General features: G+C 73.4%; 16 protein-coding genes. 8 read left to right on the plus strand and 8 right to left on the minus strand.

Annotation, left to right across the window (positions count from 1 at the left end; all coding sequences use genetic code 11):
- Window positions 1-20: 20 nt before the first annotated feature.
- From APR03_RS16680 to APR03_RS16700, 5 genes are read right to left on the minus strand one after another with little or no spacing between them, the layout of a single operon-like run.
- Entirely contained in the window at window positions 21-812 is a 792-nt protein-coding gene (locus APR03_RS16680; protein WP_253837382.1) for a putative hydro-lyase, read from the minus strand.
- Window positions 813-841: 29 nt separating this feature from the next.
- On the minus strand, window positions 842-1,051 hold the full coding sequence (locus tag APR03_RS16685; protein WP_253837383.1) for a hypothetical protein: 210 nt from the start codon (window positions 1,049-1,051) through the stop codon (window positions 842-844).
- Window positions 1,048-2,145 (minus strand): quinone-dependent dihydroorotate dehydrogenase, encoded by a 1,098-nt coding sequence (locus APR03_RS16690; RefSeq protein ID WP_253837384.1) that lies wholly within the window; start codon window positions 2,143-2,145, stop codon window positions 1,048-1,050. The genes APR03_RS16685 and APR03_RS16690 overlap by 4 nt, the downstream gene beginning before the upstream one ends.
- On the minus strand, window positions 2,142-2,597 hold the full coding sequence (locus APR03_RS16695; protein ID WP_253837385.1) for a hypothetical protein: 456 nt from the start codon (window positions 2,595-2,597) through the stop codon (window positions 2,142-2,144). Before APR03_RS16695 ends, APR03_RS16690 begins: the two co-directional genes overlap by 4 nt.
- On the minus strand, window positions 2,597-2,956 hold the full coding sequence (locus tag APR03_RS16700) for a hypothetical protein (protein ID WP_253837386.1): 360 nt from the start codon (window positions 2,954-2,956) through the stop codon (window positions 2,597-2,599). The genes APR03_RS16695 and APR03_RS16700 overlap by 1 nt, the downstream gene beginning before the upstream one ends.
- 110 nt (window positions 2,957-3,066) lie before the next feature.
- Here APR03_RS16700 and APR03_RS16705 point away from each other — a divergent pair, with 110 nt between their 5' ends.
- On the plus strand, window positions 3,067-4,602 hold the full coding sequence (locus APR03_RS16705; protein WP_253837388.1) for a leucyl aminopeptidase: 1,536 nt from the start codon (window positions 3,067-3,069) through the stop codon (window positions 4,600-4,602).
- Here the strand turns inward: APR03_RS16705 and APR03_RS16710 are convergent, their stop codons facing one another.
- Window positions 4,603-4,959, minus strand: coding sequence for an oxidoreductase (locus tag APR03_RS16710; RefSeq protein ID WP_253837390.1), 357 nt, complete (start codon window positions 4,957-4,959; stop codon window positions 4,603-4,605).
- Between the two features lie 186 nt (window positions 4,960-5,145).
- Between APR03_RS16710 and lpdA the strand changes: the two genes are divergently transcribed.
- The 3 genes from lpdA to APR03_RS16725 all read left to right on the plus strand — a co-directional run bounded on the left by lpdA (window position 5,146) and on the right by APR03_RS16725 (window position 9,513).
- On the plus strand, window positions 5,146-6,606 hold the full coding sequence (gene lpdA, locus APR03_RS16715; protein WP_253837595.1) for a dihydrolipoyl dehydrogenase: 1,461 nt from the start codon (window positions 5,146-5,148) through the stop codon (window positions 6,604-6,606).
- Window positions 6,607-6,635: 29 nt separating this feature from the next.
- Complete coding sequence (gene sucB, locus APR03_RS16720; RefSeq protein ID WP_253837392.1) at window positions 6,636-8,486, plus strand: 2-oxoglutarate dehydrogenase, E2 component, dihydrolipoamide succinyltransferase; 1,851 nt, start codon at window positions 6,636-6,638, stop codon at window positions 8,484-8,486.
- 100 nt (window positions 8,487-8,586) lie between these two features.
- Entirely contained in the window at window positions 8,587-9,513 is a 927-nt protein-coding gene (locus APR03_RS16725; protein ID WP_253837394.1) for a TIGR01777 family oxidoreductase, read from the plus strand.
- On the opposite strand, the gene APR03_RS16730 is transcribed toward APR03_RS16725, so the two are convergent.
- The gene (locus APR03_RS16730) at window positions 9,497-10,963 is read right to left on the minus strand and encodes a serine/threonine-protein kinase (protein WP_253837396.1); all 1,467 of its coding nucleotides are present in this window, start codon (window positions 10,961-10,963) and stop codon (window positions 9,497-9,499) included. The two genes, APR03_RS16725 and APR03_RS16730, sit on opposite strands and share 17 nt — an antisense overlap.
- Before the next feature lie 138 nt (window positions 10,964-11,101).
- Window positions 11,102-12,202, minus strand: a complete 1,101-nt coding sequence (locus APR03_RS16735; RefSeq protein ID WP_372494919.1) for a Gfo/Idh/MocA family protein — start codon at window positions 12,200-12,202, stop codon at window positions 11,102-11,104.
- A gap of 191 nt (window positions 12,203-12,393) precedes the next feature.
- Here APR03_RS16735 and APR03_RS16740 point away from each other — a divergent pair, with 191 nt between their 5' ends.
- From APR03_RS16740 to APR03_RS16755, 4 genes are all read left to right on the plus strand, one after another.
- Entirely contained in the window at window positions 12,394-13,110 is a 717-nt protein-coding gene (locus tag APR03_RS16740) for an HNH endonuclease family protein (RefSeq protein ID WP_253837400.1), read from the plus strand.
- A 64-nt stretch (window positions 13,111-13,174) separates the two neighbouring features.
- Entirely contained in the window at window positions 13,175-13,858 is a 684-nt protein-coding gene (gene lipB, locus APR03_RS16745) for a lipoyl(octanoyl) transferase LipB (RefSeq protein ID WP_253837402.1), read from the plus strand.
- A gap of 93 nt (window positions 13,859-13,951) precedes the next feature.
- The gene (lipA, locus tag APR03_RS16750; protein WP_253837404.1) at window positions 13,952-14,953 is read left to right on the plus strand and encodes a lipoyl synthase; all 1,002 of its coding nucleotides are present in this window, start codon (window positions 13,952-13,954) and stop codon (window positions 14,951-14,953) included.
- A gap of 42 nt (window positions 14,954-14,995) precedes the next feature.
- Complete coding sequence (locus APR03_RS16755; RefSeq protein ID WP_253837405.1) at window positions 14,996-15,733, plus strand: DUF4191 domain-containing protein; 738 nt, start codon at window positions 14,996-14,998, stop codon at window positions 15,731-15,733.
- The last annotated feature ends 83 nt before the right edge of the window (window positions 15,734-15,816 follow it).

The raw sequence follows: 15,816 nt of genomic DNA on the forward strand, positions 1-15,816 counted from the left end.
CGGCGCGCGACCTGGCGACCTCAGGGCACCACGTACTGCGCGTCCCGCGCGTCCGTGATCGCCATGTGCCCCGGCGCGTGGCTGATCGCGAACGCGGGCCGGGACCGCATCACCGCCGCCTGCGGCGTCACGCCGCAGGCCCAGAACACCGGCACCTCGCCCGGGCGGATCTCCACCGCGTCGCCGAAGTCCGGCGTGCCGAGGTCGGTGATCCCCAGCGCGCCCGGGTCGCCCACGTGGACCGGCGCGCCGTGCACGGCGGGGTACCGCGCGGTGATGCGGACGGCGTCGGCCACCTTGTCGGCCGGGACCGGGCGCATGGAGACCACGAGCGGGCCGGACAGGGCGCCCGCCGGGCGGCACTCCCGGTCGGTGCGGTACATGGGCGCGTTCGACCCCGCCTCGAGGTGCCGCACCGGCACGCCGCCGTCCAGCAGCGCCGACTCGAAGGTGAAGCTGCAGCCGACGAGGAAGGCGACCAGGTCGTCCCGCCACACCTCCGACACGTCGGTGAGCTCCTCGACCAGCTCGCCGTCGCGGTACACGCGGTAGGCGGGCACGTCCGTACGCAGGTCGCCCGCGAAGACGGACGCCGACGTCGCCCCCGGCTCGGTCACGTCCAGCACCGGGCACGGCTTGGGGTTGCGCTGCGCGAACAGCAGGAAGTCGTACGCGTCGGCGCGCGGCAGGGCGAGCAGGTTCGCCTGCGCCCAGCCGGTGGCCCAGCCCGCCGTCGGCACGCTCAGGCCACCGCGGAACAGGGCCCTGGCCTCGTCGGGGGTGTACCGGCCGGGTGCGGCGTCGTGGTCCATCCGCCCATGATGCCCGAGGCCACCTCGGATCAGGCGACCCGCAGCTCCACGGCCGGCGCGGCCTGCGTGCCGTCGTGCAGCAGGCGCGCCCGCACCGCCCCGGCGGCGGCCAGCTCGCGCCAGTGCTCACCGAGCCACTGCTCGGCGTCGTACTGGGCGGTGAAGACGGGCGTGACGGGCTCGCTCAGGCGACGCCCCTCGGCGTCGTCCAGGGCCCACTCCCACTGCGGACGGATCACTCGTACCTCCCACTTGCCGTCGAACCCGCCGACCGGGTCAGCGCACGGTTGATCTCCGACGCCCAGAGGGGTCCCTCGTAGACGAACGACGTGTAGCCCTGCGTCAGGTCGGCGCCCGCGCGCAGGTAGGCGCGCACGTCGTCGGCCCGGGTGATGCCGCCCACGCCGATGATGACCGGACCCTCGCCCAGTCGCTCCCGCAGCCGGGCGACGACCTCGAGGCCACGGCCCAGCAGCGGCGGGCCCGACAGCCCACCCGGTCCGCGGTCGTGCCCGATGGTCGTGTTGACGGCGACCACGCCGTCCAGGCCCAGCTCGAGCACCAGGTCGGCGACGGCGTCGACGTCCTGGTCGGCGAGGTCGGGGGCGATCTTGACCAGGAGGGGTACGCGGCGCTCGCCGGTCCCCTCGTCCGGACCCGAGCCCGTCGCCTCGTCGGCCGCGGCCCGTACGGCCTGCAGGATGGGCCGCAGCGACTCGGTCGCCTGCAGGTCGCGCAGGCCGGGCGTGTTCGGGGAGGACACGTTCACCACGAGGTAGTCCGCCCAGGGCGCCAGGAGGCGGGCCGACGTCGCGTAGTCGGCCGCGGCGTCCTGCGCCGGGGTGACCTTGGTCTTGCCGATGTTCGCGCCCACCACGATCGCGCGTCCCGCCGCCGTGCTCCGCAGGGCCCGCAGGCGCTCCGCGGCGGCCGCCGCGCCCTCGTTGTTGAAGCCCATCCGGTTGCGCACGCCGCGCACGTCGAGCTCGCGCCACATGCGCGGCTTCTCGTTGCCGGGCTGCGGGTGCGCGGTCACGGTGCCGATCTCGACGAACCCGAAGCCGAGCATCGTCAGGCCGCGCACCGCGCGGGCGTTCTTGTCGAACCCGCCGGCCAGGCCGAACGGCGCGGGCACCACCCGGCCGAAGACCCGGACGCTGCCCGGGCCACCGGCACGCTGCCCCAGGTAGGGGGCGACGGCGCCCTGCACCACGTCGCGCAGCACCGGCACCTTCCCGACCCGCTCGATGAGCGAGAAGGCGAGCTCGTGCGCCCGCTCCGGGTCCATGTGGCGGAAGACGCCGTTGAACAACAGCGAGTACGGCCGGTTCATGCGGTCCTCTCCTCGGACGTCCTCGCGGACGTGCTGTGCTTCGTACGCCACAGCCACCACAGCCCGACGAAGGGCAGCACGAGCGGCACGTAACCGTAGCCCTGGCCGAACCCGGACCACACGGTCGACTCGCCGAACACCCCGGGGTCGGCGAGCGACAGCGCCCCCACGGTCACCACGCCGACCGCCTCGATCCCGACCGTCACCCAGGCGACGGTGCGCCACACCGGGGTGCCGATCGCGAGGGCGAACGTCGCCACGACGTAGACGACGGCGGCGAGCGTCGACAGCGAGTACGCGACCGGCGCCTCGTGGAACTTCACGACGAGCTCGTAGGACGAGCGGCCGATCGCGGCGAACGCCAGGACGCCGTAGACGGTCACCAGGACGCGGCCGAAGCCCCGCCCCGTCCGGCGGCCGGTCGCCCGGTCCGGTCCGGTGGTCTGATTCATCACGCTCCAGTCCAGATCTGCCACATGCGCCACTCCAGGAAGGCCACCGTCAGCGACGCCACCAGCAGCACCACCGAGCTCCACCGGGTCCGTTCGGCGAAGGCCCACGCGGCCGCGACCGGGAGGATCACCAGGGTGGTGGCGTAGTAGCCCCAGAACAGCAGGGGGTCGCCCGCGCCGGCGCCGGTGGCGCCCTGCACGACCGCCACGACGCCCTGCACCAGGACGAGGCCCTCGATGACGGCGCCGCCCCAGAGCTGGTTCAGGATCACCGCGCGGTCGCGGGCCACGAACCAGCCGGCCCACCCGGCCAGGACCACGCACAGCGCGATCACGAGGAGCAGGAGGGCAAGGATCACGACCCGCAGACTACCGGGCGGTCCCGGCGGACCGGCAATCGGACGGGACGTGACCTGCGCCTCCGTGGCCGCCCGAGGGCGTGTCGGTGCCGAGGGATACCATCGGCCTCGTGACCGACGTGACCCTCTCCAGCAAGAATCCCACCGCCGTGAAGGCCGAAGCGCTCGTGGTTGCGACCGCCCAGACGTCGGACGGCGTAGCCGTCGTGTCCGACCAGCTCCCCACCGACCTGCTCACGCAGCTCGAGACGCTCGCGCCCCAGCTCGGCGTGACCGGGGCGCGCGACGAGGTGCGCAAGATCCCCGCGGGTCCGCAGCTCGCCGCCGAGGTGCTGGTGCTCACCGGCCTGGGCGAGCGTGCCGAGGACGGCACCTTCGCCACGGAGACGCTGCGCCGCGCCGCCGGCGCCGCGACCCGTGAGCTGGCGGGCCTCTCGTCCGCGGCGATCGCGCTGCCCGCCTCGGACGACGACGAGATCATCGCCGTCACGGAGGGCGCGCTGCTCGGCGCGTACGCGTTCAACCGGTACCGCAGCGCGGCCACGGGGACCAAGGACACCAAGGACGCCGCGAAGGGCGCGAGGAACGGGAAGAACGGCAAGGACCCCGTCGCCGCGCTCGAGATCCTCACGCCGCTGCACAAGAACGCCAAGGCGAAGCTCGCCGCCGAGCGCGCCGAGATCCTCGCGGCCGCCGTGCACGCGGCCCGCGACCTGGTCAACACCGCGCCCAACGAGCTGTACCCCGCCACGTTCGCGGACGCCGCCAAGGCCGCGGCCAAGGACGTCAAGCAGGTCAAGGTGACCGTGCTGGACGACAAGCAGCTCGCCTCGGGCGGCTACGGCGGCCTCACCGCCGTGGGCCAGGGGTCGTCGCGCGGGCCGCGCCTCGTCAAGGTCGCCTACACGCCGGCAAGGCCGAACGCGAAGGTCGCGCTCGTCGGCAAGGGCATCACGTTCGACTCGGGCGGCATCTCGATCAAGCCCGCCGCCGGCATGGACGCGATGAAGTCCGACATGGCCGGTGCCGCCGCGGTGCTGTCCACCGTGGTCGCCGCCGCGAAGCTGGGCCTGCCGGTCGCCGTCACGGGCTACCTCTGCCTCGCCGAGAACATGCCGGGCGGCAACGCGCAGCGCCCCGCGGACGTCATCACGATCTACGGCGGCAAGACCGTCGAGGTGCTGAACACCGACGCCGAGGGCCGCATCGTCATGGCCGACGGGCTCGTGTCCGCCGTCGAGGACGGCCACGACGTGGTGCTGGACATCGCGACCCTCACCGGCGCGCAGATGGTCGCGCTCGGCAGCCGCACGTCCGCCGTCATGGGCACCGACGAGGTGCGCGACGAGGTCAAGGCCGCGGCCGACGCCGCCGGCGAGCTGTTCTGGCCCATGCCGCTGCCGGAGGAGCTGAAGTCCAACATCAAGTCCAAGGTGGCCGACGTCGCCAACTCCGGCCCGCGCTGGGGCGGCATGCTCAACGCCGGGCTGTTCCTGCAGACCTTCGTGGGCGACCACCCGTGGGCCCACCTGGACATCGCGGGCCCGGCGTTCAACGAGGGCGGCGCGCACGACTACACGCCGGGCGGCGGTACGGGCGTGGGCGTCCGCACCCTGCTGACGTTCCTCGAGGGTCGCGCGAAGTAGCTACTTCGCGCGCCGCTGCGCGCTGTTCCAGTCGCGCATCCGCTGGGGGTAGCCGGTGAACCGGACGTTGTACACCGGCACCCCCAGCTGGTTCGCCAGGTCGAACGCGGTGCGCTCGTCGGGCACCCGGCGGCGCGTCCACTCCCCCGTGCTCGCCACGAGCAGGATCGTGCTGGGGATGTCGGTGGTCGGCGGCTCCACGTAGGCCTCGACGCCCACGCGCGACCCGATGAACTCACCGAGGTGCGCCATCGTCTGACGGCGCGCGTCGCCGCCGCCACCGGGACGCGATCCGCTGCCGGACGACGTGCGCCGCTGGAAGAATCGCGCGAGCGAGCTGCGGGACTGGCGAGGCATGGAACGAGAGTACTAGCGAGATCAGCACCGGCCCAGGCAAGTCCACGCAGATCCACACGCAGATCCAGGGAAAGCCCGCATCCCTTCACAGAATGTCGCCACGGTCACACCCGCAGGGCCTCGTCCACGATTGGGGCCACGCCCGCCGAGGTGTCAAGATGGCATGCGGTGCTCACGATCCTGCACATGGTCAGCGCACCGCCACCGTCGTCAACGAGGAGCCACCCAGTGCCTACGCCTGACAACCCGGGAACGTTCGACGTCGTCGTGCTCGGAGGGGGCAGCGGTGGCTACGCCACCGCGCTGCGCGCCGCTCAGCTGGGGCTGAGCGTCGCCCTGGTCGAGAAGGACAAGCTCGGCGGCACGTGCCTGCACGTCGGCTGCGTGCCTACCAAGGCTCTGCTGCACGCGGCCGAGGTCGCCGACGCCGCCGCGCACGGCTCCCAGTTCGGGGTGCGCACCTCGCTGGACGGCATCGACATGCCCGGCGTGCTCGCGTACAAGGACTCGGTCGTGGCCGGCCTCTACAAGGGCCTGCAGGGGCTGATCTCCTCCCGGAAGATCACCGTGGCGCACGGGCACGGCACGCTCGTGGAGCCGGGCACCGTCGAGGTCACCGGCGACGACGGCGCGACGACGCGCCTCACCGGCACCCACGTGGTGCTCGCCACCGGCTCCTACGCCCGCTCGCTGCCCGGCCTCGAGCTCGGCGGCCGCGTCATCACGTCCGACGACGCGCTCACGCTCGACACCGTGCCGACGTCGGTGGTGGTCCTGGGCGGCGGCGTGATCGGCGTGGAGTTCGCGAGCGTCTGGAAGTCCTTCGGCGCCGACGTGCAGATCGTCGAGGCGCTGCCCCACCTCGTGCCGAACGAGGACGTCGCCCTGTCGAAGGCGCTGGAGCGCGCGTTCCGCAAGCGCGGCGTCAAGTTCTCTCTGGGCGACCGGTTCGCCCAGGTCAAGCAGTCCGACGACGGCGTGAAGGTCGAGCTGGAGTCGGGCACCACGTTCGACGCCGAGCTCCTGCTCGTCGCCGTCGGACGCGGCCCGCGCACCGCCGACCTCGGGTACGAGGCGGCCGGCGTGCGCCTGGACCGCGGCTTCGTGCTGACCGACGAGCTGCTGCGCACGGGCGTCACGACGCCCGCCGGCGGGCAGGTCTGGGCCGTCGGCGACATCGTGCCGGGCCTGCAGCTGGCCCACCGCGGGTTCGCGCAGGGCATCTTCGTCGCCGAGCAGATCGCGGGCCTGGCCCCCGCGCCGATCGACGAGGCCGCCATCCCGCGCGTCACGTACTGCGAGCCGGAGGTCGCGTCCGTGGGCGTCACCGAGGCCCGGGCCGCCGAGCTGTACGGCCCCGACCAGGTGGAGACCGTCGAGTACAACCTCGCGGGCAACGGCAAGAGCAAGATCCTGGGCACCCAGGGCTTCGCCAAGCTGGTGCGCCGCAAGGACGGTCCCGTGGTCGGCATGCACCTGATCGGCTCGCGCGTGGGCGAGCTGATCGGCGAGGGCCAGCTCATCGTGGGCTGGGAGGCGTTCCCCGAGGACGTCGCCTCGCTCGTCCACGCACACCCCACCCAGAACGAGGCACTCGGAGAGGCACACATGGCACTGGCCGGCAAGCCTCTGCACGCCCACAACTGACCATAACGACAAAGGAGACCCTGTAGGTCATGTCTGAGAACGTGCAGCTGCCGGCCCTCGGCGAATCCGTCACCGAGGGCACTGTCACCCGCTGGCTCAAGGCTGTCGGCGACGAGGTCGCCGTCGACGAGCCGCTGCTCGAGGTGTCGACCGACAAGGTCGACACCGAGATCCCCTCGCCGGTCGCCGGCGTGCTCGAGCAGATCCTCGTCCAGGAGGACGACACCGTGGAGGTCGGCGCCACCCTCGCCGTCATCGGCGACGGCTCCGGCTCGGGCGACGCCCCGGCGGCGCCCGCCCAGGAGTCCGGCCAGGAGCCCGCCGAGGCCCCGGCCGAGCAGAAGCCCGCCGAGGAGCCTGCCGCCGAGGAGGCACCCGCCGCCCCGGCCGAGGCGCCCGCGCCCGCCGAGGAGCCCGCCGCGCCCGCCGCAGGGGGCGACGCCGGTGGTGACGCCACCGAGGTGCCGCTGCCCGCGCTGGGCGAGTCGGTCACCGAGGGCACCGTGACCCGCTGGCTCAAGGAGGTCGGTGACGAGGTCGCCGTCGACGAGCCGCTGCTCGAGGTCTCGACCGACAAGGTCGACACCGAGATCCCGTCGCCCGTCGCGGGCACGCTCCAGAAGATCCTGGTGCAGGAGGACGAGACGGTCGAGGTCGGCGCGGTGCTGGCGCTCGTCGGCTCCGGTGCTGCGGCCCCTGCCGCGGAGCCGGCCGCCGCGGCCCCCGCCACGCCTGCTGCCGCCGAGCCGGCCGCCGCCGCTCCGGACCCTGCCGCGGACTCCCCCGAGCCCGCGGAGGCCGCCGCTCCCGCACCGGAGGCTCCGGCCGCCGAGACGCCGGCTCCCGCGCCCGCCGCCCCGGCACCGGCCCCCGCCGCGCCCGCTGCCCCGGCCCCTGCCCCCGCCCCCGCCGCGGAGGCGCCCGCCTCGACCGGCGGCCGCACCATCGGCTCGTACCTCACCCCGCTCGTGCGCAAGCTCGCCGCGGAGAAGGGTGTCGACGTCGCCGAGGTCAAGGGCACCGGCGTCGGTGGCCGCATCCGCAAGGAGGACGTGCTCGCCGCCGCCGAGGCCAAGGCCGCCCCGGCCCCGGCAGCCGCCGCCGCACCCGCTGCGTCGTCGGCCCCCGCCGCCCCGACCAAGCTCGAGGTGTCGCCGCTGCGCGGCACCACCGAGAAGATGTCGCGCCTGCGCAAGATCGTGGCCGAGCGCATGCTCGAGGCGGTGCAGTCGCAGGCCCAGCTGACCACGGTCATGGAGGTCGACGTCACCCGTGTCGCGAAGCTCCGGGCCAAGGCCAAGGAGTCGTTCGCCGCGCGCGAGGGCGCCAAGCTGACGTTCCTGCCGTTCTTCACGCAGGCCGCCGTCGAGGCGCTCAAGGCGTACCCGAAGATCAACGCCACGATCGACACCGAGAAGGGCGAGATCACCTACCACGGCTCGGAGAACGTCGGTATCGCCGTCGACACCGAGCGCGGCCTGGTGGTCCCGGTCATCAAGAACGCCGGCGACCTCAACCTGGCGGGCATCGCCCGCCAGATCCAGGACCTCGGCGCCCGCACGCGGGCCAACAAGGTCACGCCGGACGAGCTGTCGGGCGGCACGTTCAACATCACGAACACGGGCTCGGGCGGGTCGCTCATCGACACCCCGATCGTGCCGCTGGGCCACGCCGCGATCCTCGGCACCGGCACCATCACCAAGCGACCGGTCGTCGTGACGGACCAGGACGGCAACGAGAGCATCGCGGTGCGCTCGATGGCGTACATCTTCCTGTCCTACGACCACCGCCTGGTCGACGGCGCGGACGCCGCGCGCTTCCTCACCGCGATCAAGAACCGCATCGAGGAGGGCGCGTTCGAGGCCGAGGTCGGTCTCTGACCAGCAGGTAGCACGCCACCACGGCCGGTCCCGGGTTCGGGGCCGGCCGTGGTCGTTCTCGCCGACGCCGCACCCGCGCCCGCCGCGCTAGATTCGCCGCATGGATGTCGTGGTCGCCGGATCGCACGGTCTCATCGGCTCCGCGCTCGTCGCGGACCTCGTCGCCCGCGGGGACACCGTGCGCCGGCTGGTGCGCCGCGGCGCGGAACGGCCCGCGGGCGACGACGACGCCCGCGTCCGGGACCTGGCGTGGGACCCGCGGACGGGCGAGCTCGACCCCGCCGCGCTGGAGGGTGCCGACGCCGTCGTGAACCTGGCCGGCGCCGGGATCGGCGACCACCGGTGGACCCGCGCCTACAAGCAGACGCTCGTCGGCTCCCGCACCACGACGACGAGCCTCCTGGCCCGCACCGTCGCCCGGCTGGACGCCCGGCCCGTGCTGGTCAACGGCTCCGCGATCGGGGCGTACGGCGACCGCGGCGACGAGGTGCTCACCGAGGCCTCCGGCCGGGGCGACGACTTCCTCGCCGGGCTCGTCGAGGCGTGGGAGAACGCCACGTCACCGGCGGCGGAGGCCGGGGCGCGCGTGGTCTGGCTGCGCACCGGCCTCGTGCTCGCGCCGTCGGGCGGAGCCCTCGGAAGGCTGCTGCCCCTCCTGCGCCTGGGCCTCGGCGGGCCGCTCGGCAGCGGCCGCCAGTGGTGGAGCTGGATCACGCTCGCCGACGAGGTCGCGGCGATCCGTCACGTCATCGGGACGGACCTGCGCGGGCCGGTGAACGCCGTCGGCCCGGAGCCCACCACCAACCGGGCCGTCACGCGCGCGCTCGCCCAGGCGCTGCACCGGCCCGCGGGGCTCGCCGTGCCCCGGGTCGCGCTGCGGGTCGCCGTCGGCGAGCTCGCCGGCGACCTCGTCGCCTCCCAGCGGGTGCTGCCCGCCGCGCTCACCCGCACGGGCTTCGTCTGGACGCACCGGACGCCCCAGGACGCGGCTCGCTGGGTCGTGGAGGGTGTCAGCGCACCTCGCTGACGCGCCAGCCGCCCGTGGTCCAGACGAGGACGAGGTCGGCGACCTCGTCGGACGCCGGGACCGTGGTCTCGCCGTCGCTCGAGATCTGCAGGTGCGAGGTGATCGTGTACTCGATGCGGACGACCGCCTGCACGGGCTGCTTCTTCCCGTCCGACGCCTCCGGGGTCGCGGAGTCCTCCGACGTGCGGGTCAGCGACGCGGGCTCGACGTCCTGGAGCGCCGACGCGGCACCAGGTCCCACGGTCACGACCTCGGTCGACACGACCTCGGCCGAGGCACCGACCACCTGCGCGCCGGAGTGCTTCAGCTCGTCGATGATCTTCTGGTCGGCCGCGTAGGCCGGCGAACCCTCCAGGTTGACGGTCCTGATGTCCGACACCGCGCCCGCCAGCAGCGCCAGGCGCCGCTCGGTGAGCGCGACCGCGGCACCCGCCGGGTCCTTGGCGTTGGCCACCGGGCTGATGCCGCTGCCCCAGCGGGGCGACGCGACGGCCTCGGGCGACGCGGCCGCGACGGCCGGCTCGTCCGCACCGAACATGTGGGGCAGGGCCATGACCCCCGCGGTGATGCCCGCGACGACACCCGCCGCGATCATGCCCGTGGCGACGAGGGTGACCGGTGTCGTCCGCGCCTGCGCCCGGTTGCCCACGGCCTGCGCGCCCGCCGGGCCCGTCAGCGGCATCGTCGCCCGGCGGCGTGCCTTGGCCGCCCACGCCCGGCCGTCGACGGCCGCGAACGACCCCGTCAGCGTGCGGGCCGCGGAGCGCCAGGCCGACGGCGTGTGCGCGCCGAGCGGCACGTGGCCCGCGAGCGGCACCGGCCCGCTGATCGCGGCCGACACCAGGGCGGAACCGTCCGGCAGCCGGACGGGCTCCGGTGTCACCGCGTCGTGCGCGAGCGTCGCGAGCGTGCCCGGCTCGGGCCGGTCGCGCGGGTCCTCGGCCCGGGCGCGGGCCAGCACGGCCCGCAGCGCCTCGTCGGCCTTCGAGTGCAGGCTCGGACCGGGGAAGCCGAGCACCGACTCGATGAGCGTCGCGAGCGAGGTCACGTCGACGGGGTCGTCGCTGTGCTCCGGGAGCGTGACGCGGGGACGCAGCATCGCCGTGCCGTCCGAGCGCAGCAGCACGTCGGTGGGCCGCACGCCACCGTGGACGAGGCCCACGCCGTGCAGGGCGGCCAGCGCCTGGGCGATCGCGACGGTGACACCGGCGCCCTCGGCGGGCGTCAGGGGACCCCGCGAGCCGACCGCGGTGGGCAGGTCGACGGCACCCGTGCGCGAGAGGCGTACGTCCAGGTTGTCCGGACCGTTCGGCGAGATGGCGATGAGCGGCACCAGGTGGGGGTGGTCCAGTGTCGCGAGGGTGTCGAGGCGGCGCACCAGGTGGGCGCGCGCCGCGGCGTCCGTGGGGACGGCTACGCGGACCAGTTCCGCTGATTCGATGTAGTGCACCGGATCATGAGAACTCCGTGACCCGGGCCGCGCCCTTTATCCCCAGGATTTGCCGAATCGGCTCCCGTGTGAGTGAACTGACCGGATGCCTTGACCTGGCACGGGGCCGTGCGGTATGCGAACGGCTCACAGGCCGGCTCACACGTCGATGAGCCGGCCCTCCCGGGCGGACAGCCGCGCCGCGTCCAGGACCTCCGCGGTGCGGACGGCGTCCGCCGGGTCGACGGGCACCTCGGCCTCGTCCGCCAGCCACTGCGCGACCGCGGTGTAGAAGTCCTCGTGGCCGCCGCGCGGGCGGGGCACCGGTGTGCGCTCCCGCCCGCGGACGAGCCAGCCGTGGGTCCCGTCGGGCTGGTCGGCGTCGAGCACGTCGAAGGGTGAGGCGTCGCCCTCGAACGAGTTCACGAGGTAGGCGCCGCCGTCGCCGAGCACCCGGGTGCGCGGGCCGGGGGCACCCACGAGGGAGCCAGCCCAGAGCCGCGACACCACTCCCTTGGCGGGCGGCTCGGCGCCGAACAGGACGTCGGCGCCGGTGGCCCGCCCCGGGACGGCCCCGAGGCGGTTGCCCTGCTCGGTTCCGGGGGCCGCGTGGTGCAGCACGAGGAAGACGTCGTCCTCGGTGGGCGTGGACAGGGCGCGGGTCTCGGCGTAGACCGCCACGACCGGGCCGAAGAGCTGCGTCGCCGAGTCGACCAGGTGCGGGCCGAGGTCGAGCAGGAGGCCGCCGCCCACGACGTCGTTCTCCTTCCAGCGCTGCTGCGGCTTGGGCCGCCACCGCTCCCAGTGCCGCTCGAAGGTGTGGACGGTGCCGAGGTCGCCGCGGCGCAGCAGCGCGGAGAGGGTGAGCTGCTCCGGGTCCCAGCGCCGGTTGTGGAACACCGTGAACGGCGTGCCCGCGGCCGACGCGGCCTCGACCACCCGCCGCGCCTCGGCCGCCGTGGTCCCGATCGGCTTGTCCAGCACGAAGGGCTTGCCCGCCAGGGAGACCGCGGCGGCGTGCTCGGCGTGCAGGGCGGACGGGCTGGCGACGACCACCAGGTCGTAGAGCCCGGGCTCGCCGAGCATGCCCGGCAGGTCGTTGAACAGGCGGGCACCGGGCCAGTCGCCGGCGGCCTGGACCCGTCGCCCCGGGTCCCGGGCGACGACGGCGGTCACCGTCATCCCCGCCGCTCGCACCAGGCGGGCGTGGATCTGCCTGCCCGCACCTCCGTAGCCGACGATCCCGATCCGAAGTGCCATGGGCCCCATGGTGCCCCGCGCGGCCCCGGGACGCGAGGTCGCGAACCGGCGCGGGGAGACGAGCGTACTGGTCAGCGCGTGAACTGGCGTAACACAACTCTGGCACACTTGCGCAAGCAGTGCGTTTCATACTTTCTCAGTCTTTGTCCGGCCATATGTCCGGACGCACCGGCCGACAGAATGAGGGGCTCGTGTCCGCCACAGCCAAGAAGAAGCCCAGCCAGAAGCGCAGGACCCTGCAGCTCGTGCTCGTCGTCGTCGCCGCGCTCGTGCTCGCCGGGAACTTCGTCGTCAAGTCCCTGGGCGAGGACGTCGCACCCGCCGAGGGCGCCGAGGGTACGGCGCTCGCGACGCTGGAGTCGCTGACCGTGCAGGAAGCCGCCACCGACGCCGGTTACGACCGCGAGTCCGACTTCGGTACAGCATGGCAGGACGTCGACAAGAACGGGTGCGACACGCGCAACGACATGCTGCAGCGTGACCTGGAGGACATCGAGTTCTCCTCCGGCGACACCTGCCAGGTCGCGTCCGGCACGCTGGACGACCCGTACACCGGCGAGACCATCGCGTTCGAGCGCGGCGAGAACTCGGGCGACGTGCAGATCGACCACGTCGTGGCGCTGAAGAACGCGTGGATCACCGGCGCGGCGGACTGGGACAAGGCCAAGCGCGTCCAGATCGCCAACGACCCGCTCAACCTCGTCGCCTCGGACGGCCCCGCCAACATGGGCAAGGGCGCGAAGGACGCCTCCGAGTGGCTGCCCGACAACCAGGCCTACCGCTGCGAGTACGTGGCACGGCAGATCGCGGTCAAGGTCAAGTACGAGCTGTGGGTCACGCCCGCCGAGCGCGACGCCATGACCGACGTCCTGGCGACCTGCCCGTCGGAGCCCGTCCCGGCGTCCTGACCCCGGCCCGCCCCCGCGACCCGCTCCCCGGCCCGCGGCGGGGGGCGGGTCTACGCTTGCGGCCATGGACATGCGACACCTCACCGGGCACGTCGAGTACCACGCGGGCTGGGACCTGCAGCGCCGCACGCACGAGTCGGTCCGCACGGAGAACCTGGGCGACACCGTCTTCTTCCTGGAGCACGTGTCCGTCTACACCGCGGGCGCGCGCACGAACCGGGCCGAGTACCCCACCGACGGCACCGAGGTCGTCAAGGTGGACCGCGGCGGCAAGATCACGTGGCACGGGCCGGGCCAGATCGTGGCCTACCCGATCATCAGGCTGGCCAAGCCGTTCGACGTCGTCGAGTACGTCCGCACGCTGGAGCAGGCCGTCATGGACGTCTGCGCCACGCTGGGCCTCGAGACCATGCGCGTCGAGGGGCGCTCGGGCGTGTGGGTCGCCGCCGACCCCGCGGACGCGCCCGACCCGCGGCTCGAGCGCAAGGTCTGCGCCATCGGGGCGCGGGTGGCCAAGGGCGTCACGATGCACGGGCTGGCCCTGAACTGCGACGCCGACCTCACCGCCTTCGACCGGATCGTGCCGTGCGGCATCCCCGCGGAGGACGCCGACGTCACCTCGCTGACCGCCGAGCTCGGGCGCCGCGTGACCGTCGACGAGGTGCGCCCGCTGCTCGAGGCCGCCCTGGCCGACCGGCTCGCGCCGCTGCTGGCCCGCACCGCGGAGGCGGTCCCCGCCCCCGCGTGACGAACGCCACTGCCCGCCCGGAGGACCACCGTTCGCCGTCGGGCACCCGAGGCATAGGCTGGGCGAACCCGCTGACCTGGGAAGGGAATCTGCGTGACCATCGCACCTGAAGGCCGACGCATGTTGCGCATCGAGGCGCGCAACGCGGCCACACCCATCGAGAAGAAGCCCGAGTGGATCAAGACCCGGGCGGTGATGGGCCCCGAGTACCGCGACATGAAATCGCTCGTCAAGGGTGAGGGCCTGCACACGGTCTGCGAGGAGGCCGGCTGTCCCAACATCTTCGAGTGCTGGGAGGACCGCGAGGCCACCTTCCTCATCGGCGGCGACCAGTGCACGCGCCGCTGCGACTTCTGCCAGATCGACACGGGCAAGCCGGCCGACTTCGACAAGGACGAGCCGCGCCGCGTCGCCGAGTCCGTGCGGACCATGGGCCTGAAGTACTCGACCGTCACGGGCGTGGCCCGCGACGACCTGGCCGACGGCGGCGCCTGGCTCTACGCCGAGACCGTGCGCCAGATCCACGCGCTGAACCCCGGTACCGGCGTCGAGCTCCTGATCCCGGACTTCAACGCGATCCCCGAGCTGCTCGACGCCGTCAACGAGTCGCGCCCCGAGGTGCTCGCGCACAACGTGGAGACCGTGCCGCGCATCTTCAAGCAGATCCGCCCTGCGTTCACCTACGAGCGGTCGCTCTCGGTCATCACCCGGGCGCGCGACGCCGGCCTCGTCACCAAGTCCAACCTCATCCTCGGCATGGGCGAGACGATCGACGAGGTCAAGCAGGCGCTGCAGGACCTGCACGACGCCGGTTGCGACATCATCACGATCACGCAGTACCTGCGCCCGTCCCTGCGCCACCACCCGGTGGACCGCTGGGTGCGGCCCGAGGAGTTCGTGGAGCTGTCCGAGGCCGCGGAGGAGATCGGCTTCCTCGGCGTCATGGCGGGGCCGCTGGTGCGTTCGTCGTACCGCGCGGGCCGGCTGTGGGGCCAGGCGATGACGAAGCACGGCCGGGCCATCCCGGAGGCGCTCTCGCACCTCGCCCAGCCCACGACCTCCCGTCAGGAGGCGGCGAGCCTGCTGGCTCGCTGATCCGGCAACCGAAGCGGTCTCGGCACACTAGAATTGACGACCATGGCCAGAACCTCGTCCGGCGGCGACGCGCGCAACGACGCGCCCGCCGCCCAGCAGAAGAAGCCCAAGAAGCGCCGCTGGTATCACCAGCTGTGGGACGTCTACCAGATGACCCGCAAGCAGAACCCGCTCGTCACCTGGTGGATGCTCGCCGCGTTCATCGGTGTCGTGGCGGTGGCGCTGCTCATCGGCGTGCTGACGGGTCCCTGGATCTACGCGCTGGTCATCGGTGTGCCGTTCGCGGTGCTCGCGGCGATGTTCATCCTGTCGCGCAGCGCCGAGAAGGCCGCGTACACGCAGATCGCCGGGCAGCCGGGGGCCGCACGCGCGGCCCTCGGCACGGTGCGCGGCGGCTGGACCTTCGAGGACGAGCCCGTCGCGGTCGACGCCCGCAACCAGGACTTCGTCTTCCGTGGCGTGGGCCGGGCCGGCGTGGTGCTCGTCTCCGAGGGCCCGCCGCACCGCGTGGGGCGGCTCCTGGACCAGGAGCGCAAGAAGGTCACCCGCATCCTGTCCAACGTGCCCGTGACCGTGATCCAGTGCGGCGACGCCGAGGGGCAGGTGCCGCTCACCAAGGTGGCGCGCTCCGTCACCCGCCTCAAGTCGACCCTCACCCGGGCCGAGGTCTCCGAGGTCAGCAAGCGCCTCAAGGCCATCGGTGGGGTGAAGCTGCCGATCCCGAAGGGCATCGACCCCACGCGCGCCCGCCCCGACCGCAAGGGCATGCGCGGTCGCTGACCCGCGGCGTCGCCGTCCGGCGACCGCACGACGAGAGGGGCGCTCTCCTTCGGGAGGGCGCCCCTCTCGCGTGCCGTCCGGTG

The organism is Promicromonospora thailandica (genome assembly GCF_024171955.1).
GTDB lineage: Bacteria > Actinomycetota > Actinomycetes > Actinomycetales > Cellulomonadaceae > Promicromonospora > Promicromonospora thailandica.